Origin of the sequence: Larkinella knui, from assembly GCF_003858645.1 — a bacterium.
Classification (GTDB): domain Bacteria; phylum Bacteroidota; class Bacteroidia; order Cytophagales; family Spirosomataceae; genus Larkinella; species Larkinella knui.
Window position 1 is genome coordinate 318,483 of the sequence record NZ_RQJP01000007.1, and the last position, 21,256, is coordinate 339,738.

General features: G+C 51.9%; 19 protein-coding genes. 11 read left to right on the forward strand and 8 right to left on the reverse strand.

The annotated features are described in order from the left end of the window. The first annotated feature begins 12 nt into the window (after positions 1 to 12). Positions 13 to 1,149 (forward strand): DNA polymerase III subunit beta, encoded by a 1,137-nt coding sequence (gene dnaN, locus EHT87_RS29795; protein WP_124910431.1) that lies wholly within the window; start codon positions 13 to 15, stop codon positions 1,147 to 1,149. Positions 1,150 to 1,513: 364 nt separating this feature from the next. Beyond that, a complete protein-coding gene (locus tag EHT87_RS29800; RefSeq protein ID WP_124910432.1) occupies positions 1,514 to 4,525 on the forward strand; it encodes a DEAD/DEAH box helicase in 3,012 nt (1,003 codons plus the stop codon). Here the strand turns inward: EHT87_RS29800 and EHT87_RS29805 are convergent, their stop codons facing one another. Next, complete coding sequence (locus EHT87_RS29805) at positions 4,526 to 5,017, reverse strand: GtrA family protein (protein ID WP_124910433.1); 492 nt, start codon at positions 5,015 to 5,017, stop codon at positions 4,526 to 4,528. A gap of 303 nt (positions 5,018 to 5,320) precedes the next feature. Between EHT87_RS29805 and EHT87_RS29810 the strand changes: the two genes are divergently transcribed. The 4 genes from EHT87_RS29810 to EHT87_RS29825 all read left to right on the forward strand — a co-directional run bounded on the left by EHT87_RS29810 (position 5,321) and on the right by EHT87_RS29825 (position 8,413). Beyond that, the gene (locus EHT87_RS29810; protein WP_124910434.1) at positions 5,321 to 6,472 is read left to right on the forward strand and encodes a 5-(carboxyamino)imidazole ribonucleotide synthase; all 1,152 of its coding nucleotides are present in this window, start codon (positions 5,321 to 5,323) and stop codon (positions 6,470 to 6,472) included. Between the two features lie 84 nt (positions 6,473 to 6,556). Beyond that, positions 6,557 to 7,039: a 5-(carboxyamino)imidazole ribonucleotide mutase gene (gene purE, locus EHT87_RS29815; protein ID WP_124910435.1), complete on the forward strand. Its 483-nt coding sequence runs from the start codon at positions 6,557 to 6,559 to the stop codon at positions 7,037 to 7,039. A gap of 95 nt (positions 7,040 to 7,134) precedes the next feature. Then, on the forward strand, positions 7,135 to 7,956 hold the full coding sequence (locus EHT87_RS29820) for a LysM peptidoglycan-binding domain-containing protein (protein ID WP_124910436.1): 822 nt from the start codon (positions 7,135 to 7,137) through the stop codon (positions 7,954 to 7,956). 139 nt (positions 7,957 to 8,095) lie between these two features. Further along, positions 8,096 to 8,413: a Dabb family protein gene (locus EHT87_RS29825; RefSeq protein WP_229321489.1), complete on the forward strand. Its 318-nt coding sequence runs from the start codon at positions 8,096 to 8,098 to the stop codon at positions 8,411 to 8,413. Positions 8,414 to 8,477: 64 nt separating this feature from the next. On the opposite strand, the gene EHT87_RS29830 is transcribed toward EHT87_RS29825, so the two are convergent. Then, complete coding sequence (locus EHT87_RS29830; RefSeq protein ID WP_124910438.1) at positions 8,478 to 9,050, reverse strand: YcxB family protein; 573 nt, start codon at positions 9,048 to 9,050, stop codon at positions 8,478 to 8,480. Positions 9,051 to 9,240: 190 nt separating this feature from the next. On the opposite strand from EHT87_RS29830, the gene EHT87_RS29835 reads away from it, so the two are divergent. Further along, the gene (locus EHT87_RS29835) at positions 9,241 to 9,750 is read left to right on the forward strand and encodes a phosphoribosyltransferase family protein (RefSeq protein WP_124910439.1); all 510 of its coding nucleotides are present in this window, start codon (positions 9,241 to 9,243) and stop codon (positions 9,748 to 9,750) included. Positions 9,751 to 9,937: 187 nt separating this feature from the next. Here the strand turns inward: EHT87_RS29835 and EHT87_RS29840 are convergent, their stop codons facing one another. Next, on the reverse strand, positions 9,938 to 10,678 hold the full coding sequence (locus EHT87_RS29840) for an SDR family NAD(P)-dependent oxidoreductase (RefSeq protein WP_124910440.1): 741 nt from the start codon (positions 10,676 to 10,678) through the stop codon (positions 9,938 to 9,940). A 96-nt stretch (positions 10,679 to 10,774) separates the two neighbouring features. Here EHT87_RS29840 and EHT87_RS29845 point away from each other — a divergent pair, with 96 nt between their 5' ends. Beyond that, positions 10,775 to 11,155 (forward strand): winged helix-turn-helix transcriptional regulator, encoded by a 381-nt coding sequence (locus EHT87_RS29845; RefSeq protein ID WP_124910441.1) that lies wholly within the window; start codon positions 10,775 to 10,777, stop codon positions 11,153 to 11,155. Between the two features lie 176 nt (positions 11,156 to 11,331). Here the strand turns inward: EHT87_RS29845 and EHT87_RS29850 are convergent, their stop codons facing one another. Together EHT87_RS29850 and EHT87_RS29855 are read right to left on the reverse strand one after the other, a co-directional pair. Continuing rightward, entirely contained in the window at positions 11,332 to 11,736 is a 405-nt protein-coding gene (locus EHT87_RS29850; protein ID WP_124910442.1) for a T9SS type A sorting domain-containing protein, read from the reverse strand. A 139-nt stretch (positions 11,737 to 11,875) separates the two neighbouring features. Then, on the reverse strand, positions 11,876 to 12,730 hold the full coding sequence (locus EHT87_RS29855) for an isocitrate lyase/PEP mutase family protein (RefSeq protein WP_124910443.1): 855 nt from the start codon (positions 12,728 to 12,730) through the stop codon (positions 11,876 to 11,878). A gap of 370 nt (positions 12,731 to 13,100) precedes the next feature. Here EHT87_RS29855 and EHT87_RS29860 point away from each other — a divergent pair, with 370 nt between their 5' ends. Both EHT87_RS29860 and EHT87_RS29865 read left to right on the forward strand, forming a co-directional pair. Continuing rightward, on the forward strand, positions 13,101 to 13,925 hold the full coding sequence (locus tag EHT87_RS29860; protein WP_124910444.1) for an alpha/beta fold hydrolase: 825 nt from the start codon (positions 13,101 to 13,103) through the stop codon (positions 13,923 to 13,925). Further along, positions 13,925 to 15,139 carry a sensor histidine kinase gene (locus EHT87_RS29865; RefSeq protein ID WP_148096044.1) on the forward strand — a complete coding sequence of 405 codons (1,215 nt, stop codon included), beginning with the start codon at positions 13,925 to 13,927 and terminating at the stop codon, positions 15,137 to 15,139. Before EHT87_RS29860 ends, EHT87_RS29865 begins: the two co-directional genes overlap by 1 nt. 159 nt (positions 15,140 to 15,298) lie before the next feature. Here the strand turns inward: EHT87_RS29865 and EHT87_RS29870 are convergent, their stop codons facing one another. Continuing rightward, positions 15,299 to 17,050, reverse strand: coding sequence for a M14 family metallopeptidase (locus tag EHT87_RS29870; RefSeq protein ID WP_124910446.1), 1,752 nt, complete (start codon positions 17,048 to 17,050; stop codon positions 15,299 to 15,301). A gap of 86 nt (positions 17,051 to 17,136) precedes the next feature. Next, entirely contained in the window at positions 17,137 to 18,813 is a 1,677-nt protein-coding gene (locus EHT87_RS29875) for a M14 family metallopeptidase (protein ID WP_124910447.1), read from the reverse strand. Positions 18,814 to 18,952: 139 nt separating this feature from the next. On the opposite strand from EHT87_RS29875, the gene EHT87_RS29880 reads away from it, so the two are divergent. Next, positions 18,953 to 19,885 (forward strand): sugar phosphate isomerase/epimerase family protein, encoded by a 933-nt coding sequence (locus EHT87_RS29880; RefSeq protein WP_124910448.1) that lies wholly within the window; start codon positions 18,953 to 18,955, stop codon positions 19,883 to 19,885. A 121-nt stretch (positions 19,886 to 20,006) separates the two neighbouring features. On the opposite strand, the gene EHT87_RS29885 is transcribed toward EHT87_RS29880, so the two are convergent. After that, positions 20,007 to 21,230 (reverse strand): ABC transporter permease, encoded by a 1,224-nt coding sequence (locus EHT87_RS29885; RefSeq protein ID WP_124910449.1) that lies wholly within the window; start codon positions 21,228 to 21,230, stop codon positions 20,007 to 20,009. Between the last annotated feature and the right edge of the window lie 26 nt (positions 21,231 to 21,256).

Genomic DNA, 21,256 nt, shown 5'->3' on the forward strand with positions numbered 1-21,256 from the left:
ACAAAATTGACTATGAAATTCATCGTTTCCTCCTCCGTATTACTCAAGCAACTTTCGGCCATCAACGGTGTGGTGGCAACGAACCCGATTGTGCCGATTCTGGAAAACTTTTTGTTCAAATTGGAAGAAGATATCCTGACGGTTACCGCTTCCGATCTGCAAACGACCATGATCACCAACATTGCCGTCGAGTCGTCGGAGAAGGGGGCCATTGCCATTCCGGCCAAGCTGCTGCTGGATACCCTGCGCGGTTTGCCCGAACAACCCATCACGTTCAACGTCAATACGGAAACGTTTGGAACCGAAATTCTGACGGACAATGGCCGCTATAAACTGTCGGGCGAAAATCCGATCGACTTCCCGAAAATTCCGACGGTCAACCGCAGCCTGACGGTCGAACTGTCGTCGGATGCCTTACTGAGCGCCATCAACAATACGGTTTTTGCCACCAGCACCGACGACCTGCGTCCGGCCATGACGGGGGTTTACCTGCAACTGACCGCCGAAAGCGCCACGTTTGTGGCCACCGACGGTCACCGGCTGATACGGTACCGCCGGACGGATATCAATTCGCCCAGCGATTCGTCGATGATTATTCCCCGCAAAGCCCTGACGTTGCTGAAGGCATCACTGCCCGAAGCAGCTCCGGTAAAAGCCGAGTTTAGCCAGTCGAACGCATCGTTTACGTTTGCCGGATCACCCGCCGGATCGACGCAGATGATTTGCCGGTTGATCGACGAGCGGTTTCCGGACTTCGAAAACGCCATTCCAACCAACAACCCGAACATCATGACCATTGGGCGGACGGACATCCTGAATTCGCTGAAACGGATCATGATTTACGCCAACCGGACGACGCACCAGATCCGGCTTTCGCTCAAAACCAACGCGCTGACGATCTCCGCCGAAGATCTGGATTACAGCAACGAAGCCAACGAAAAACTGCTTTGCGATTACGACGGCGATCCGCTGGAAATTGGTTTCAACGCCAAGTTTTTGACCGAAATGCTCAACAACCTGAGCGCCAAAATGCTCTCGTTCGAAATGTCGGCTCCCAACCGTGCCGGTTTAATCATTCCGGCTGATAAAGAAGAACACGAAGATATTCTGATGCTGGTGATGCCGGTGATGCTGAATACCTACGCGTAAGCAACGGGTTTTTGTTACGTCAAAAAGAGGCCCTTACCGAAGTGAGGGCCTTTTTCGTTGGGCCACATGCCGTTTTGATCCGCCCGGTTGATGTCCTGCGGCTGGCGGTTGGCCGGGGCCGCCAGCGCGTCCATGTGGTCTTATCAGGCCGTAAAATCAGTTCCGGTTCGCTTCCTGATTTTTAGATTTGCCTTTGTTGCGCCTATTCGTATATTTGAGTTTGTTGCTCATTCTAACCGGACGGCAATTCATCCTTTTTGCTTTCTTTTTTAACGTTTAGCCGTTCGGTTTGAAATCGGGATTTTTTACGATCAACCCGGTATGTCCGGGCTTGGTGTAGTCAGGCAGTAATTAATACGGTGTTATGAAAGTCTCTCCTGCGGAACCGTTTCAACTGGTCTATTCACTTCTGGAACACGAGTTTCTGGGGTATCTGTTTGAAGCATTCGTCGTGCAACTCAATGCCCGGGGTGAACTGACGTTGCAGAACCAGACCTTGTCGGCCAAAAACGCCGGAGAGTTCGCCAGTGAGCTGGATGAGGCTGATTTTGAACTGATTCGCATCATCGACGAAATCCAGCAGGATGTTATTCTTAAAAAATTCAACCCCAAAAAATTACCGGCTGTCGATTTCTTCCTGAAGATCTACGACCCGCAAAAAGGGGATAAAGACCTCCGCGATCGGATTTGTGAATACCTGGAACTCCGGCGGGCGTTGATTCTGGAACGGCTGGCCGACAAGCAGTTATACGTTATGGGTAACGATGGCAATCCAGCCTGGATGTCCGTCGAGCGGATGCCGGAGAAGGCCCGCGTCTATTTTAATTTTGTTCGGACCGAAACTGCCACGGAATATTTTCCGATTATCAAATACGCGGGCGAACGCGTTGAATTTCAGTTTAAGGATGCCCTGCTGATCTGCGACGATCCGGCCTGGATGATGGTTGGGAAGCGCTTATTTCATTTCGACAAGAATGTCGATGGCAAAAAACTCCGCCCGTTTCTGCAAAAAAGGAATATCGTTATTCCGAAAAACATTGAAGATCAGTACTATCACCGTTTCGTCGCTCCGCTGATTGCCTCCTACGACGTATACGCCAGAGGGTTTGAAATCCGGAACGAAGTGCTTCCGCCTGCACCGGTTCTGACGGTTTCGGAACACGCCGTTGCGCACCGGGCCACGCCCGCTCTGTTCGACCAGGCGAGTTCGACCGGCGACTCGCACCGGGCCAGCCATGGTGCCGGCGAACGCATGAACAACGTGCTGACCGAAATGGCCCATGCCGCGCCCGTCGATGACTCGCAGGTGGTTTTTGACCTGTTGTTTCAGTATGGACAGTTCACATTTCGGTACGACGGTTTCACGGATTCGTCCAACGTCAGCATCGAAAAGAAGGGCGACGACTATGTTTTTCACAAGATTCGGCGGGATGTCCGGAAAGAGAAATCGACCCTTTTCTGGTTAAAAGAAAACGGGCTCGAACTGAAAGACAATGGCCATTCCAAACTCGGAAAAGCGGCTGCTTTTGAATGGCTGCAGCAAAATCATAATTTGCTGGTGGAAGCCGGGTTTCAGATTTCGCAACACGCCAACGACGCCAAACGCTACTTTTTAGGCTATTCGTCCATTGTGGTTTCGATCAACGAAACCCGCGACTGGTTCGACATTTTCGCCAAAGTGCAGTTCGGCGAATTCGAAATTCCGTTTATCAAACTCCGTACGTTGATTCTCAACAAGAAACGGGAGTTTACGCTGCCCAACGGCGAAATTGCGGTGATTCCCGAAACGTGGTTTACGAAATACTCGGAACTCTTTGCGTTTATGGAACACGAGGTCGACAGCGACCGGCTGGTGCTTCACAAGCACCACATTGCGCTGGTTCAGGAGCTTCAGCAGGAAAGCCTGGCGTCGGCGGTGATTAGCCGGAAGCTGGAAAAACTGCGGAGTTTTGAAGAAATCAACGCCCACCCGCTGCCCGACGGTTTCAAGGGCGAATTGCGTCCGTATCAGAAAGCGGGCTACGACTGGCTGCAATTTCTGAATCAATACCGGTTTGGCGGTTGCCTGGCCGACGATATGGGATTGGGAAAAACCGTTATGACGCTGGCCCTGTTGCAGTCTCAGAAAGAAGCCGGATACAAGGAACCGACGCTGCTCGTGATGCCGACGTCGCTGTTGTATAACTGGGAACTGGAAGCCCGGCGGTTTACACCCGGACTGCGCGTGATGGCCTATACCGGTACCTACCGCGATAAGAATACCGCCCAATTTGACGATTATGACGTGATTCTGACTTCGTACGGTATTGTCCGGATCGACATCGACCTGCTGAAAAATTACCGGTTTCATTACATCATTCTGGATGAATCGCAGGCCATTAAAAATCCGTCGTCGCACATCACGCGGGCCGTTATGCAACTGGACTCCGCCCACCGGCTCATTCTGACAGGAACGCCGTTGGAAAACAGCACGATGGATTTGTGGACGCAAATGACGTTTATCAATCCCGGTTTGCTGGGCAGTCAGACGTTTTTTCGCAACGAATTTCAGATTCCGATCGAAAAAAAGAACGACGAGCAGAAAACACAGCGGCTCTACGGCATCATCAAACCGTTCATGCTCCGGCGTCACAAGTCGCAGGTGGCGCGGGATCTGCCCGAAAAAGTGGAAAACATTCACTACAGCGATATGTCGCCGGAACAGGAGAAACAGTACGAAGAAGCCAAATCGTATTACCGAAACCTGATTCTGGAGCGCATCGAGGAAGAAGGAATGGCTAAATCGCAGATGGTGGTTTTACAGGGGCTGACCAAGCTCCGCCAGATTGCCAACCACCCGCGCATGATCGATGAAACGTACGAGGGGAATTCCGGCAAACTGGATGATATGGTAATGCGGCTGGAAGGGGCGATGGCCGATAATCACAAGATTCTGGTCTTCAGTCAGTTCATTAAACACCTGGATGTTGTTCAGCAGTATTTACAGGAGCGCGGTATTCAGTATGCCTACCTGGATGGATCGACCCAGGACCGCCGGGGGCAGGTGGATTTGTTTCAAAAAAATGATTCGATCAAGTTATTTTTGATTTCACTGAAAGCGGGCGGACTGGGTCACAACCTGACCGCTGCCGATTATGTGTTTATTCTCGATCCGTGGTGGAACCCGGCTATCGAGGCCCAGGCCATCGACCGTGCTCACCGCATTGGTCAGAAACGAACGGTTTTTACGTATAAATTCATTTCCCGCAATACCGTTGAGGAGAAGATTCTGGCCCTGCAACGCTCCAAGCAAAAACTGGCCAGCGACCTGATCACGACCGAAGAAAACTTCATGAAATCGCTGACGAAGGAGGATATTCTGGCGTTGCTGGATTGATCAGTTTAGATTCAGCAGGAGCTTGAGCCGTTCGTAAAAACCGGTATTTTTGAAGGTAAAGGTTTTGTGCAGGATGTAATTGGAAATGAAACTCAGCCCCATTCCGAACGTGTGGGAGAATAACTTGTTGATATTCACGGTTTTAACCGACCCCGGTAATGTGAAGGTATAAATGCCCCGCTGACTGATCGAGAAGTTGTAGAGGGCCGACGCTCCGTAGACGGTAATGAGGCAGGAAATTACCGAAACCATGGCGAACTTCACCATTTCACGACGGGTTTTGGCCGAGTTTTTGGCGTTGAAAGCCAGCAGTTTGGTCAGGAAAAAACCAATGAAAAACGAAGAGACGTACCCAATCAACACGCCATTTTCGTACGAAACCTGAAACCACTCCTGCAGCAGCGAACTCACCAGAATTTGCAGGGATGCACCAATAGCCGCTACAATGAAATACGCAATTAAGTCTTTTTGATTAAATAATTTGTCGGTCATAAGTTCGCTAGAGATGAAAAAGTAAGACGTGAGAGATAAAGCAAGTCATTACTAATCAAAGGCTTATGGATGCTGACTGTCTTTATTCCCCTGTCCGGTACGGTATTTCTGGTACTTCCCGATTCTGGTATGAACGTGCAAATTAACAGGAAGAGTTGGAATTGTTTCGATTCGGGCGGTTTTCAGAAAAAGGAATTGCCCCGGCAACTGACCGAAGGCAGGCTAAGAAGTGGAAAACAAGTGCATTAAAAAGTAGAACAAAGCCATAAATGGGGCTACTTTTGCGGACGTATTGTTACAAATATGCTTACATTCAATCCCAACGCCCGCATAGGTATCCTTGGTGGAGGTCAATTGGGCCTGATGCTGATTCAGGCCGCAATCGACTGGAACCTGATCGTCCATATTCTCGACCCCGATGCCGAAGCGCCCTGCCGGCATCTGGCCACGTCATTTACGCAAGGCTCATTGACCGATTACGAAACCGTCTATCAGTTTGGCCAGCAGGTCGATGTGCTCACAATTGAAATCGAGCGGGTGAACGTTGATGCGCTCGAAGCACTGGAACGCGAAGGGAAGCGGGTTTTTCCGCAGCCGTCGGTGATCCGGATTATTCAGGATAAACGGGCACAGAAACAATTTTACCGCGAGCACAACCTGCCTACGGCGGATTTTATTCTGACCGAAAACCGCCAGGACGTACCGCGGGTTTTAGCGGACAATCCCGACTTTCTGCCGGCTTTCCACAAACTGGGCCGCGACGGCTACGATGGGCGTGGTGTTCAACGGATTGCCTCCGAAAGTGATCTGGAAAAAGCCTTCGATGCGCCGGGCGTTCTGGAAAAAGCCGTTGATTTTGAGAAAGAATTAGCGGTAATTGTTGCCCGTAACGAGCAGGGGCAAACCGCTACCTTCCCGACGGTTGAAATGGTTTTTCATCCCGAACAAAATCTGGTTGAATACCTGTTTGCCCCCGCGGCTGTTTCCGAAAGCATTGACCGGCAGGCGCAGGAAATTGCCCGAAAAACCGCCGAAGCTTTTGGAATCGTCGGTTTGCTGGCGGTCGAATTGTTTTTAACCAAAGACCAACAGGTCATTGTCAACGAAGTAGCTCCGCGTCCCCACAACAGCGGTCACCATACGATCCGGGCCAATGTTACGTCGCAGTTTGAACAACACTGGCGGGCCATTCTGAACCTGCCGTTGGGCGATACGGCGATTCTATCGCCAGCCGCGATGGTCAACTTGCTGGGCGAACCCGGCCACAGTGGTCCGGCCCGGTATGAAGGCATGGAAACCCTGTTGGCGATGCCGGGCGTATTTCCATTTCTCTACGGTAAAAAAATTACCCGCCCGTTTCGCAAAATGGGTCATATTACCGTTATTAGTCAGGATTTAAACCAGCTTCGGCAAAAAGCCGAAACGGTCAAAGAGATCATAAAAGTGAAGAGTTAAGAATGAAGAGTTAGGAGCGAAGCGTGAAGAGTTATATGCGTCAGCCAACTCTTCACGCTTCACTCCTAACTCCTAACTAAAAATATGGTTGGAATCATAATGGGTAGCAGTTCGGACCTTAAGGTCATGCAGGAAGCTGCCGATATTTTGGCAGAATTGGGTGTGCCGTACGAAATCGATGTTGTATCGGCCCACCGCACGCCGGAAAAAATGGTTGAATACGGCAAAACCGCCCGGGATCGGGGGCTGAACGTGGTCATCGCCGGAGCGGGTGGTGCGGCCCATTTGCCGGGCATGGTCGCTTCGCTGACGACGCTGCCGGTGATCGGGGTGCCGGTTAAATCGAGCAACTCGATCGATGGGTGGGACTCCGTGCTGTCGATTTTGCAAATGCCTTCGGGCGTTCCAGTGGCGACGGTGGCGCTCAATGGTGCCCGCAATGCCGGTATTCTGGCGGCCCAGATTGTGGGTACGTTCGACCAAAACGTCGCACAGCGTTTGCAGGCCTACAAAGAAGATATGAAAGTAAAAGTGGAAAAAATGAGTCAGGAGGTAAAAAACAGTTAACGGGTTTATGGTTTACGGTTTATGGTCGGCTGATGCACCAATAAGAATGCGTCAGCCAGCCATAAACTATAAACCGTAAACTGTAAACCTTGAATATGGAAACTGAAAATGCGAAGCGTAACCCCCGGCCAACGGAGGGTTCAAGTTTGCCCACCATAACGCTGGCCGTTTTGATTCTGACGATCCTGGCGCTGTTGTATGTCGGCTATGAGTATGTGGCCGATGATACCAAAGGGTCGGAGGAACTGACCAGCGTTGCGTTGGATACGACCGTTCAAAAACCGGTTGAGCTGCCGCTGGAACCCGAACTGGCCGCACCCATCGAAATCGATACATCCAGCCGTAATGCACCGGTGGATTTGTCGCAGACCACCCCACCGCCCATCGAAGAGGAAGGCAAGGAAGTGGAAAAGAAACCCGCGCTGGATTCGGAAGAACGCCCGGCTCAGGGCAAACCCGCTGCCGACAAACCGGTAGCCGAAGCCCGGGCCGAAAAGCCGGTTCGGGAGGAGAAACCGGTTGAGGAAAAACCGAAAGAAGAGAAACCCAGGGAAGAAAAGCCCAAAGAAGAGAAAAAAGAAACACCCAAAGCTGCGGTTCCGGCGGGTGGCGTGTCGATCACGCATACTGTAAAACCGGGCGAAACCATTTATAGCGTTGCGACGAAATACAATCTGAGTATCAATACGTTAAAAGCACTCAACCCGGATCTGAAAGACAATGCGGTGAAGGCTGATGTGACGAAGCTGAAGGTGAAAGCGCGGGCCTATCATACCGTTGGTCCGGGTGATATTCTGCGGGTAGTGGCTGATAAGTACGGCGTTACGGTTGATGCGCTGATGAAAGCCAACGGAAAAACCAAGAACTACGCGGCTCGCGGTGAGAAACTGGTCATACCGTATGCCGAAAAACAGTAGCAGTAGTTTCGGCATGCCATTGCCTTTTTTTAGCACTCTGCAACCGCAGAATCACTGACAATCCGATTTCATGAAAACCATTTTTGCCACCTTTCTCTTTTTTGGCCTCGCGCTGACCGGCGCTACCGCCCAGAACAAAATGACTAAATCCGATCTGACGCACGTTGTCCTGTTTAAGTTCAAACCAGAAGCTACGCCCGCAAAGGTGAAAGAAATTGTTGCGGCTTTTGAAGCCCTGCCGTCGAAAATCAAACAGATCAAAGGCTTTAAATGGGGAACCAACAACAGCCCGGAGAAACTCAACAAGGGGCTGACGCACGCCTTTGTTCTGACATTTGACAACGAAAAAGACCGGGATGCCTACCTGCCGCATCCGGCTCATAAAGAATTTGGCAAGATCGTTGGCCCGTGGCTGGACGAAGTAACGGTGGTCGATTTTACCAACCAGGCAAAATAAGAAAACCGGCAGAGCTGGGCGCAGGATTTGAAAAATCCCGGTTCGACTCTGCCGGTTTTTTTGATTATTGCTTTTCTACTTCTGCTAAAAAACCTTTCCGTTTCAGGAGCGTATCCATGAATTTCAGTTCGTTTTCAGTGGTGAAAATCGAATACGGAAGGTACAGAAACTGAGCGTCTTTCATGCCTTTGGCAACGATTTTGGCTAACCAGTTCACTTTCATGCCGTTCATAGACTGCTCGTTGGAAACCACCATGACGTAGGCATTTTTGTCTTTGGTGACGCTCCGGATTTGATCCCATTTCAGGATACCGCCTTCGCGGGCGTTCAGTTTCAGCATAATCTGGCGACTATCAATCTCGTAGACGTATTTTTGAAACAGGGATTTGGTCTGTTCCATTTGCGTAATGCCCGTAAACTGTACGGCCCAGAACAAAACGTACAGAATGGTCAGCAGTACGATGACGAGGTAAATCCACCAGTTCGGATAAACACCCGTTACATTCAGAATGGCATTGACGAAAATGAGGCCCAGCGGTACGAAGCCCCAGTACCAGTTGTGTTTTACCCAGCTACGCATCGCCAGACTGATGTAGGTTTTCTGGTCGAGGGCGTATTTTTTGGTTTTGATAATCATGAAATAAATAAACTTTTAGACAATAGAGAGTAGACAAAAGAAGAAAGAAAAAGAGATTCGAGGTCTTTTCTCTCTTGTCTTTCTTCTTTTGGCTAACAAAGGTACAAAACTACGAAAAGGCTTCGTTTATTTTGAGCATTCGGCGTTTTCGGGTAATTTTCATTTTTACAATTGACTTCCCTAATCGGTTATGACTTCCGAGACTACCCAGATTCTGACGCGCGTACAGGTAGAGCAAAAAATACGCCGGATTGCGTTTGAAATTTACGAGAACAATTTTGAAGAATCGGAGGTCATTCTGGCTGGCGTTTCGGGCGAAGGCCATGTGCTGGCGCAACGGCTGGCTGATGTGTTGCGGCAGATTTCTCCACTGAATGTCAAGGTGATGAAAATTACGCTGGATAAAACCACCCTTCAGCAGCCGCCGGTTCAACTGGATGCGGAAGAGACGGTTTTTACCCAAAAATCGATCATTGTAATCGATGATGTGCTGAATTCGGGCCGGACGCTGGCTTTTGCCCTGCAACCGTTTCTGAACGTACCGGTAACCAAGCTGAAAGTGGCGGTTATTGTCGACCGGGACCACAAGCGCTATCCCATTGCCGCCGATTACATTGGCTACAAACTCTCGACCACGCTGACCGAACACGTGCTGGTGGTGCTGAGTGACGAAGAACGCATCGGCGTGTATATGCGGTAAAATCGACAAACGCCGGAACACTCCTGCCTGCTTCCAACCGCCTGGCTCAAGGGTTTACCATTACCAGATCGCAAGTCTCGGAAATAGAAAAAACCGGCCACTGGCCGGTTTCAATCACACCACTTTCTATTCTTTTCGCATTTCGTCGTGAATACTGCTAAGCGCTTTGTCGGGCAACCAATGGCGCTTAGCAATTCATACCGCCATCAATCGTAAAGACGCCACCGGTCGTAAAACCGCTAGCCGGATTGATCAGGTAAGCCAACAGGTCGGCAATTTGTTCGGGCTTTCCGTAGGTGGGAATCGCCATTAAACTTCGTTGAAAATCGGCATGGTCGGTGTTTTCCGGATTCATATCCGTGTTGGTTGACCCGGGTTGAACCAAGTTAACGGTTATTCCTCTGGGGCCCAGGTCTCTGGCCAGGCCTTTTGTTAAACCGATCAGGGCGGATTTACTCATGGAATAGAGAGTCCCTTGCGGAGCGGCCACCCGATCCGCCATATTGCTGCCAATGGTTATGATCCGGCCATAATTTTCCATTCTTCGTGCGGCATGTAAACAGGCTTCCACTACGGCCCGAACATTGACCGCCATCGTTTGTTCGTACTCTTCCAGCGTATGTTCTGCAAAGGGTTTGCCGATGTAGATGCCGGCGTTATTGACCAGAATATCCAGTTTCCCCCAGGTGTGGTTTACTTCTTCCAGCACAGCTGTGATTTCACCTGGTCTGGAATTATCGGCCTGGAAGCCGAAGGCGTTTGCCCCGCTTTCGGCTAATTTCCGCACTAAAGCCTCGGCTTTGTCTTTCCCATTGACATACGTAAACGCCACTCGTACCCCTTCCCGGGCCAGTCGTTGGACGATGGCGGCCCCAATTCCCCGGCTGCCGCCGGTAACCAGGGCGACTCTGTCACTCCGTGTTTCCATTTGTTTTGCTTTTCATGTTAGGCCTGCAAAACTAAAATCAAACCCCTTTATTTGTAAATACTGCTAAATTTGTAAAGAACTAACAGAAATGTAAGTATGCGGAAAGAGAGCTCGACCAACCTTGAAAACGAAACCCTGCTCAATGCGAGCTGTGGCATGGCGTATACGATTGCATTAATTGGTGGCCGGTGGAAACTCCCGGTCCTGGCCCGGCTGGTGAACGGAACTATGCGGTACAGTCAGATCAAAAAAGACCTACCGACGGTTTCGGAACGGATCCTGATCCTGCAACTGCGGGAACTGGAAAAAGACGGTTTAATCAGTCGGCTGGTTTATCCCGAAGTGCCCCCGAAAGTTGAATACAGCTTAACACCGCTGGGGGTAAGCCTAGCGCCGATTCTTCAGCAATTATCGGAATGGGGAGAGCAAAACCGCCCGGTAAACGCAGTAGAGGAGCACAAGAACCCGTTGGGATGACCGTGTTTTGGAGGTTTATCTTAGCCAGAAACAGGTTCGAACGCCATTGAAACAGAAATGCCGGACAGCGTCCGGATTGGGGTTCATCTCGGGTGGTGTCTTTTGTAATCGACATACCGAAAAGGCCGATTCCAGATGGAATCGGCCTTTTCGGTATAAGCAAGTACGAGTCAGATTTAGTTGAAGGCCACCAGTCGGGGAGCCGCGTGGGTCACCGGGGTGGTGGCCAGCGTCAATTCCTGGGTGGTGGTCTCAACGCCATTGCTGATGGCTACCTGATAAACTCCGTCGGGCAGGGCGCTGACATCCAGCCGCAACCGGGCGGCTTCCTGGCGTTTACCAATCGATTGCACGAAGACCTCTTTCCCGGCACTGTTGGTCAGTCGAACCTCCACTTTCCCGCCGGTTTGTTTATTGACGGCAATCTGAACCTTGCCTGCATTGGTGGTGTACATGCTGCTTTGAAAAGCGACTGCGTTCTTGGGCTTTCCGATGGGTTTATTGCTTTCAGCCCAAGAAGTCGAGAAGGTAACAGCCGTTAAGGTAAAGGCAACGAGCAGGGATTTGATGAGCGTTTTCATGGCGTATGAAGTTTAGTTTTTGTGTCCGTTTGAATGAATCAAAGGTCGGCTTCAACGCCCGGAAAGGCTGTCACAAATGAGTCAACTCCTGTTACTTTTGGGAAAGGGCAGGAGGGAGCCCAGCAACTGGTTTAGCGGTTTAGCGTTGGTGGTCATTGAACAGGCGGTTTAGGTCGGCATACGGGATCGCTTCGGCAGCAAAGCCAAACGTGCCCTGTTGCCTGATCTCCCCAATAGCTTTAAAAAAGGCCCCATAAGCCGCCCGAACCAAGGATGACCCCAGACTAACCCGCTTTACGCCCAGATCCTCCAGCATAGTCAGTGAAAAGTCTCCACCGGAAAGGCCCATTACCACATTAACCGGGCGCGGAGCCACCGCCTTGACAACTGCCTGTATTTCCTGACGGGTTTTCAGACCCGGCGCAAATAGGACGTCAGCGCCGGCATCGGCAAAGGCGACCAGCCGCCTGATGGTATCGTTCAGATCCGGCCGGCCGTAAAGCAGGTTTTCGGCTCGTGCCGTCACCATAAAAGGCTGCGACTGGTTTCGGGCGGCTTCTACGGCTGCTTTCACCCGTTCCACGGCCAGATCAAAGGGGTAGATGGGATGGTCCGGTTTTCCGGTCGCATCTTCGATGGAACCACCGGCCAACCCGGCCCCGGCCGCCAACGCGATGGTTTGGGCACAGGTGGCGGGCTCATCTCCATAGCCATTTTCCAGATCCGCAGAAACGGGTACCTGAGTAGCCTGCACAATGCTTTGAGCATTTTGCAGGGTTTCCTGGCGGGTGACGGACGCATGACCGTCGGGTTTGCCGAGCGAGTAGGCCAGGCCGGCACTCGTGGTGGCCAGCGCCTGAAATCCCATGCGTTCCAAAATCATTGCTGACCCCGCGTCCCAGGGATTGGGAATTACAAATAGGCCGGATTGCTGATGGAGTGATCGAAAGATTTCAGCCCTGGATTGTTTTGCCTTTTCGGATGAGGAGTTCATGAGGGAATTTGTCAAAGTAACGGAGACGCCACTGCAGACCGTTCGGAAAGCAAGCTGGTTTTTAAATAAGATCTACTCACTTCACTTTTAAAAGGTACGGAATGGTGCCACACAATAAGTTACAACGTTTTCACAACGCCCGTTTAAGGCTGGGAATAAAACCGACTTTGTAACCCGTCTGACCATAGAACACCTTTTTCGCCGGAATTAGGACAGAATTTGCCGGGAATTGATTCTCGAACGCTTTTGTGATTTGGCAAAAAGGGACCACGATCATTTCGGATGGCGATCATCCATCTATTGGGTTATTGCTTATCTTTACACACACCACCTGGTTGAAAGCCGACTCATGGTTCAATCCAATGCCTCCGTGAAGACGTCCGTACTTGCCCGTAATCATGTGACCGTCCTTGGAAAAGGGACCCAGCCCATGCTGTTCGCCCACGGCTTTGGGTGCAGTCAGCAGATGTGGCGCTTCATTACCCCGGCCTTCGAGCCGAATTACCGGCTCATTTTATTTGATTACGTCGGATCGGGAGCTTCCCAAACCAGCGCCTATAACGCCGAGCGGTATGCCAATCTCAACGGCTACGCCCAGGATGTGCTGGACATTTGTTCGGCCCTGGACCTGACCGATGTTATTTTTGTTGGTCATTCCGTCAGTTGTATGATTGGTCTGCTAGCCTCCTTGAAAGCGCCTGAACGCTTCAGCCGGTTGATTCTAATCGGGCCTTCTCCCTGCTATCTCAATGATGCCACAGGGTACATCGGCGGATTTAATCGCCAGGACATTCAGGAACTGCTCGTGACCATGGAGAAGAATTACATCGGCTGGGCCAATTTTATGGCACCCATGGTGATGAATGATCCTTCCCAACCGGCCATGACCGAGGAGCTAAACCAGAGCTTTTGCTCCACGGATCCGGTGATTGCCCGCCAGTTTGCCCAGGTTACTTTTTTATCCGACAACCGCCCGGATTTAGCAAAGTCTACCGTTCCTGCTCTCATCCTCCAGTGTTCCGATGATTTGATTGCCCCCATCGAAGTGGGAACTTACGTGCACCAGCATCTGCCCGATAGCCAGCTTAAGCTGCTCAAAGCCAGTGGCCATTGCCCTCACCTGAGCGCACCCTTTCAGACGATTCTGGCCATGAACGAATACCTCCAGGAGTCTCTAAATGGAGCCGGGTTGTGATGACCGGTTCCACGGAGTCATTCGATGAAATTCCCGGGGGGTATTTCTGTTTTAGCGATGAGGGAATTGTACAGGCTATAAACCGCCCCTTGCTGGAACAAATCGGCTATGAGCCCGGGGAAGTAGTCGGTCGGCCCCTGGAAGCCCTATTGACCATTGCCAGCCGGATTTTTTTTCAGACCCATCTGTTTCCCCTGCTCAAGCTGCAGGCCAAAGCCGAGGAAATCTTTTTGACGCTGCGAATGAAAAATGGCGATAGTCTGCCGGTTTTGCTGAACGCAGCCTCAACGCGCCGGGGTGAGTCGGTTGTTCATCAGTGCCTCTGTCTGCCAATTCGGCAACGGCAAAAGTATGAAGCCGAAATCTTACACGCCAAACACCTGGCCGAGCAGGCGCTACGGGAAAACAGCGAGTTGATCGAAGCCAAACAAGCCCTGGAACGCCACCAGCAACAGCTGGATGAGCAGCTGGTTGAATTACAGCAAAAGAACCAGGAATTATTTCAGTTTGGTAAACTCGTTACGCATGATTTGCAGGAGCCCCTGCGAAAAATAGCGTTACTGGCCGATTTATTGCAACAGCAGGAGCCTCAGGGACTCACGCCGACAGCCGACCGGTATTTGGGGAAGATCATTCAGGCCAGTCATGCAATTCGGGAACTGATCAGGCGATTGCGGGATTACTTGCTGCTCGATGTGTCTCCGCATCGGTTTTCCCGCGTGGCGTTAAAAGACGCTATACTGAAAGCCCAGGCGTTGGTTGGCCAGCACCGGCAAGTGTCCGACATCCGGTTGGTGACCAATGAACTGCCCGTCATTGATGCCGATCTCGGGCAGCTCGTCGAGCTTTTTCGGCAACTTATAGATAATTCGGTTCAGTTTCGGAAGCAGCCCGTTCAATCACCGGTTGAAATCAGGATTACCGCCCAACTCGTTGAACACAACCGTTTCCGGTCTTTGCCGGGTAAGTATAATTATACCGAATTTGTCCGGATTCAGTACGAAGACAATGGACCCGGCTTAGAAACCGGTATAAGTGAGCGCGTTTTCCAGATTCACAACAGGAAAAACCCCGGTAAAGACGGGCTCGGTTTTGGACTCGCCATCTGCAAAAAAATCGTTGCCAATCATGAAGGGGTGATTTCTGTGGACGCGCCCCGTCCGCCAGGCGCTCGTTTCGTCATTCTGCTACCCGTGCGGCAATCCCAGCCGTAGGGCGGATTTGTTTATATTTTCCGGCAGTGACGTAGGATTGACGTCAGAAGCACGGGTTTTCTGGTTGGTGCGCCGGCGGTTTACCTGGTTCTAATTTTCAGGAATCGGCAAGCGCTGACCAACCTCAGGAAAATAGCGGTATGCCCGGTCACCGGCGCGTTACAGTGTCTTCTCGACCACTCCGCCCTTCCGGCTATCGACCGAAACCGTGTATTTGCCACCACTGCCCTTCACGATCCAGCGGACTTTCACATACCCCATGCCCGGAATGGTTGGCACTTCAATCGTGGCCGGATTGGTTTTCTGTTCTTTCGTGATGTTCAGATCGGCATTTTCGACGATCATGGCCGCCAGGGGCGTCGCGCCTTTCAGCGTAATGTAATCGGGCCGTTCTATTTTATACTTGACATCGTGCGACGAATGGGTTGGAATCACGCGCTGGTTGACGACCGTGGCCGTTACTTCCGTCAGGCCGTTGCCGAGCGGTTTTGTGGTGATTTCCTGAACGTCCAGCCTGGGCGTCTGGTGGGCGTGGAAAAGCGTAAACGACATGTTCCGGTGCGCATCTTCTTCGAGCATAAAACCGGGGTGATTACGGATGTAGTTCTTCTTTGGGCCGCCAATTTCGATGTCGCCATACTGCGGATGTTTGAACGGTTTCCAGGCCACGTAAGCATCATCGAACAGCAGGTATTTGCCAAACTGATTGAATTCGTCGTCCTGAAACCGGTTGCTTTGCCCCGGTTTTTGCCGGAACAGCAGGTACGACGACATCAACTCGGTTGAGAATGTGAAAACGCCCCGCCCCAGCGCCAGCCAGTCGATTTCGCCCCCATAAACCGTATACAGGTCTTTGTAAATCACGTAATAATTATAACCGGGAATGATTTTCTCGCCCGTGCGGCCGATGACGTCATAAACCGCAATATCACTCGGATTGTAAAACGGCTGATCTTCTTCCGCACCCGGCCCGCGCAGAAACATACCGCCGTAGTTGTGATAACTCTGCGCCCCGGCAATGTTCGGGTGATTGATAATGAATTTCTTAATGGCCTGGGTTTCGGGTAAAGTGCCGGGGTAAAACAGCGCTCCGTTCTGAACATAGTCGGGTTGCCAGTTCCAGGCCCAGTCGCGGTTGGGGTCGTAGCGGCCGGCCAGGTCTTCGTTCACCTGCCCATCGCCGTCGTTGTCGATGCCTTCGTAGCCCAGAATTTCGTATTCGCCCGGTTCTTCGGGTTTGGCCGGAATCATGTGCGTCGGGTCGTTGGGATCCTGTTTCATGCGGCCCAATGGCGTTTTCCGGCGCATCAGCACAATGTTGCCGTCGCCGTCGAGGTCATCGTATTTGTCTTCATCGATCTCGCCATCCCCATCATCGTCGAACGGCATCAGACCCGAGCGGGGCGAATTGGGATTGTTGGGATTTTTGATGAAATCCTCCCGCGCATCGAGGTTGATGCTGGGGGCGATGTAAAAAACCTTGTCTTTCAGTAGTTGCGTTGTAAACTCGATGGTGCCAAAATTCTCGGCCAGATACCAGGCGGTATACATCGCGATTTCCGCCCCCTGCAATTCGTTCGAGTGAATGTTGCCATCGATGTAAAAACCGGGTTTGCGCTCTGCATTACCGGTTTTAAAATCGCTGACGACCAACACCCACAAATCGCGGCCCTGAAACGTTTTTCCCATCGACTCCAGTTTAACCAGATTCGGATGGGCTTTCACCATGTCCTGGCAAAACTTCGTAATCCCGGCGTAGTCGTTGTAATGATTCCACCGCATCGGCACTTTCGGATTGGCGGGCGAACCCACGGCCCGCAGCCCCGTCAAATCATCATTCTGCGCCGGTTTCTGCTGCGCGGAAAGAACGAGAGGAATCACTGTTAGTAACAGAAAGAATAGCTTTTTCATGAAAATTTTCTCTGATGTTCTCTGATCAACTCTGTGAAACAACTATTAATCAGAGTTGATCAGAGAACATCAGAGGTAATCAGGGTTTATTTGAGGGTGATGTCGATTGATTTAAGGCCCGTCATGGCGTTGCCGGCTTCGAGCGTGGCGCGGCCCGTGCCGGAGACGAGGAACGTCACTTCCATCGACTCGCCCGCGGCCATGGCACTGCGCAGAATCCGCTTTCGGCCCGACACAACGGTTTGACCGGTCCCGGTTCTTAGCTCGATTTTCATTTTGGGAACAAACCGCACCCGGTCGCCGATTTCCGCACCCGTTGGCAACAACCCCCGGTTGATCACCTGGGCCGTCACCCGGGTCAGTCCGCCCGAAAGCGCTTCCGTTCGCAGGTTTACCACGTCGATCACTGGCATTTGGCGGACAAAAGCAGTCATAAATTTGAGGTGTTTATCGGCGATGTCGTTCAGGAACGAAACCGGCGGGTTCAGTCTGGCAAACGGCGCAATACCGCCTACTTCCGCTTTCCGGCCCGGAAAATCGGGGTGGTCGATAGCTTGCCAGGTAACAAAAACGTCGCGAAGGTTGTTGGCGTCGGCCCATCTCAGGAATTTGACATCGTCATTGTCCGACGGTTTTGTACCTCCTTTTCCCTTTGTCGTATCCGCTGAAGCCGTGGCTTTGGGCACCCACCAGCCCGGCGTCGAAAAGCTGAAGCGCCCGTAATGGTAATACGCCGTCTGGGCAAAGTTGCCTTTCGTCGGCGGCATCGGCGGAGCGTCTTTCAGGGCCGTCTGGCTGGTATACAGTTTCGAAACCTGATCACCAACGGGCGCGTCTTTTTCCAGAATACCGGTAATGATCCGTTTAGTGGTTTTGGTCCGGTCAAATTTTGGCGCTTCCGAGAGGTTGTTGTACGGTCCGAAGGTAAAAACCGCGTAAACATTCGGGGCTTTGTAGAGAAAGTCGAGGAGCGCCCGGTTTTCCGGTTCCGACACCGGCATTTCGCCCGAACCCGGTGTGAAGAACGGATAATCGAAGGTAAAATTCTTGTCCAACGCCACGCCACCGGCGCCATCTTCATTGAATGCGCCGTCTTTATCGTTGTCGGTTCCTTCCGAAATGACCAGGTAACGACCGGTTTCAGACTTGGCCGGGTCGGCTTTGACCAAAACGCGCGGGTCTTCTTTGCTGGGAACGAACGTGCCGGTTGGGTCTTCGATGCGAACCTGCGTAATCAAACCGTCCCTGTTCAAGTCTTCAAACGGATCTTCGTTGAGCCGGCCGTCGCGGTCGTCGTCGGTATCGGCGCCGTTGCCGGTTCGTTCGTAGCGCGGTTTGGCAACCACCTGTTCCTGCGCGTCAGGATTGACGCTGGGAAATAAGTAAAAGGTCTTGGTGTCGAGCAACCGGGCCACGCTATCCTGACCGGAAGCCGCCAGCAGTTTTTCGGCCAGCTGGACGGCCAGTTCCGTTCCTGCCGGATGCGCACCGTAAACACCAGCCACGATGGCAATCGCCGGTTTTTGAGCCGCCGTTCCGCGACCGATCGTCAGCAGCCAAATATCTTTTCCTGTACGTGATTTTCCGATCGATTGAAGGTTGGAAAGCGTTCCGTAGCGACTGGTGAGGGATTTTAAACGGGTTGAAAGCTGGGCAGATGATTGATACGGTCCGGCAGCGGGCGTTTGGGCAACGGCCTGGGCAAAAACCGCAAAGCAACTCAGCGCGCCCGCCAGCCATGCCGGGAGAAAACGGTATTTCATGAAAAACGGATCAGCAACGTTTGAAAGATGGAGTGAAGCTTTAAATTTAGATAAATTGTGCGAAAGTTACTTTGTATTCGAAACGGTTAATAAAGCCCGTTCCAACAAAACCATTCCTTCCCCCTGATTCCTGAAAAACATGACTGCTGATCGCCGTACTTTTCTACAATCCATCGCCGGTTTGGCCGCGCTGGTTCCGGTAACCAAAACCGCTTTGGCCCGCACCAAAGCCGGAACGGCGGAGCAACTGCCGATTGCCTGCAACCAATATACCTGGCACACCTTTTACCAGCGTCAGGGCCGCAGCTGGTCGGCGGATCTGGATGCTTCGCTGGCCGATTTTGCAAAATCGGGCCTTGTAGGCTATGAGCCGTCGATTACGTCGGCGGAGGAAATCGACAAACTGGCTCCCTTGCTGAAAAAGCACAAGCTGGAAATGCATTCGCTCTACGTCAACAGCACGTTGCACAAAGCCGATGAAGCGGACAAAACGCTGGCGACCGTGACGGCCATTGCGGATGCGGCCCGTCCGCTGGGGGTGCGGTTTGTGGTAACAAATCCCAGTCCGATAAAATGGGGAAGTTCGGAGGATAAAACCGATGCTGAACTGGCCATTCAGGCGGCCAACCTGGATCGGCTCGGGGCCGAGCTGAAAAAGCGGGGCATGACGCTGTCGTATCATACCCACGACGTTGAAATGCGGAATTCCGCGCGGGAATTTCACCACATGCTGCTGGCGACGGATCCCAAACATGTGTCGCTCTGTCTGGATGTGCACTGGATTTACCGTGGTTCCGGCAACTCGCAGGTGGCGCTGTTCGACATTGTGAAACTGTACGGAAAACGCATCACGGAATTGCACCTGCGCCAGTCGAAAAACGGCGTCTGGGCCGAAACCTTCGGCGCGGGCGACATCGATTATCCGCGTTTGGCCCAGGAACTGAAAACCATCGGAATCCGCCCGCATCTGGTGCTGGAACAATGCATCGAGAAGCAATCGCCCAACACCATGGACGCCCTAACGGCCCACCGCCAGGATTTGAAGGAGGTGAAAGCGGTTTTTGGGAGTTAGTTTGCCGGTATACGGTTTACAGTTTTCGGTATACGGTTTACGGGTTTCCGTATTCGGTTTACGGTGGCTGACGCGAGCTAATGAAGGCGTCAGCCACCGTAAACCGTAAACCGAAAACTGATTACTCTTCCGCCAGTGTTTGGGAAATATTCATGCGGTAGATGCCGAGTGCTGGCAATGCTGCTGCGACAATACCGATCAGGACGGCCACGCCCAGCACCAGCCATTCTTCGGGCAAAATGCTCATGTTGTTCAGGCTGTAGTGAAAATTGCGTTCGGCGCGCATCGAAAACAACAGCAACCCGACGCGGCTCAGAACCAGTCCGACCACAAAACCGATCAGGGAAAGCGTCAGCCCTTCGAGCAGCAGCATCCCGAACAATTGCGTCCGTCCGGCGCCCATCGACAGCATCAGTGCCATCTCATATTTGCGTTCTTTCAGCGAATTATAAAGCGACACAAACACACTGATGCCAGCAATGAGCATGATCGCCACCGCCAGTCCGCGCAGCGTATCGACGCCGATGCCCAGCAAATCGAACAGGCGGTTGATTTCGATGGCGGGTAGGGCCGCCAGCAATTTGGAGTTGTCGTTGATGCCCCGGGCCACCATCATCCCCATCGGATTCCGGAATTTTACCAGCATGCTGGTGATTTCGCGGGGAGCCTCAGCTTCGTGATCATGGTCTTCTTCGGCGTGTTCCTCCCCATCGTGTTCATGCTCTTCATGGTGTTCATGAATCGCCCAGACGCTCGATAAGGGGGTGAGAATCAGCTGATCGATGACGCTGTTGCTGGGGTTGAAAATACCGACCACCTTGTATTTCGTTTCGGCATGTGCTTCCCCATTGCCATCCAGTCCGTGCGAACCCGAAAAGGTATCACCCAGTTTCAGACCGGCAATTTCGGCCACGCGTGCACCAATGGTTACTTCCAGATCTTTCTGAAACAGAGCGCCTTGCCCAACGGTGGCTTCAAAATGATCGACGTATTTTTTGTTGGTACCGACAATCCGGAAGGTTTTGTAACTATCGCCCATCGACAACGGAATGGCGGTTTTGATCATCGGGTTGCGGGTCAGCCGCTCGGCTTCCTCCAGCGGAATGTTACCGGTTGGCGAATCGATCTGGTAAATACTCGACAGAATCAGTTGCAGCGGGCTTCCTTTTGCACCCAGTACCATGTCGATGCCTTTGACGTTTCGGGAGAATTGCTCGTCCAACTGCTTGTTGAGGAGCAGCAACAGCGAAATGATGGTGATGCCCAACGTCATCAGCAAGCCACTCAGGAAACTGCTGAGCGGTTTGTCTTTCAGATTGGCCCAGCTTATTTTAAAAAGATTCATATCCAGTTGCTCGGTTTCAAGTCTGG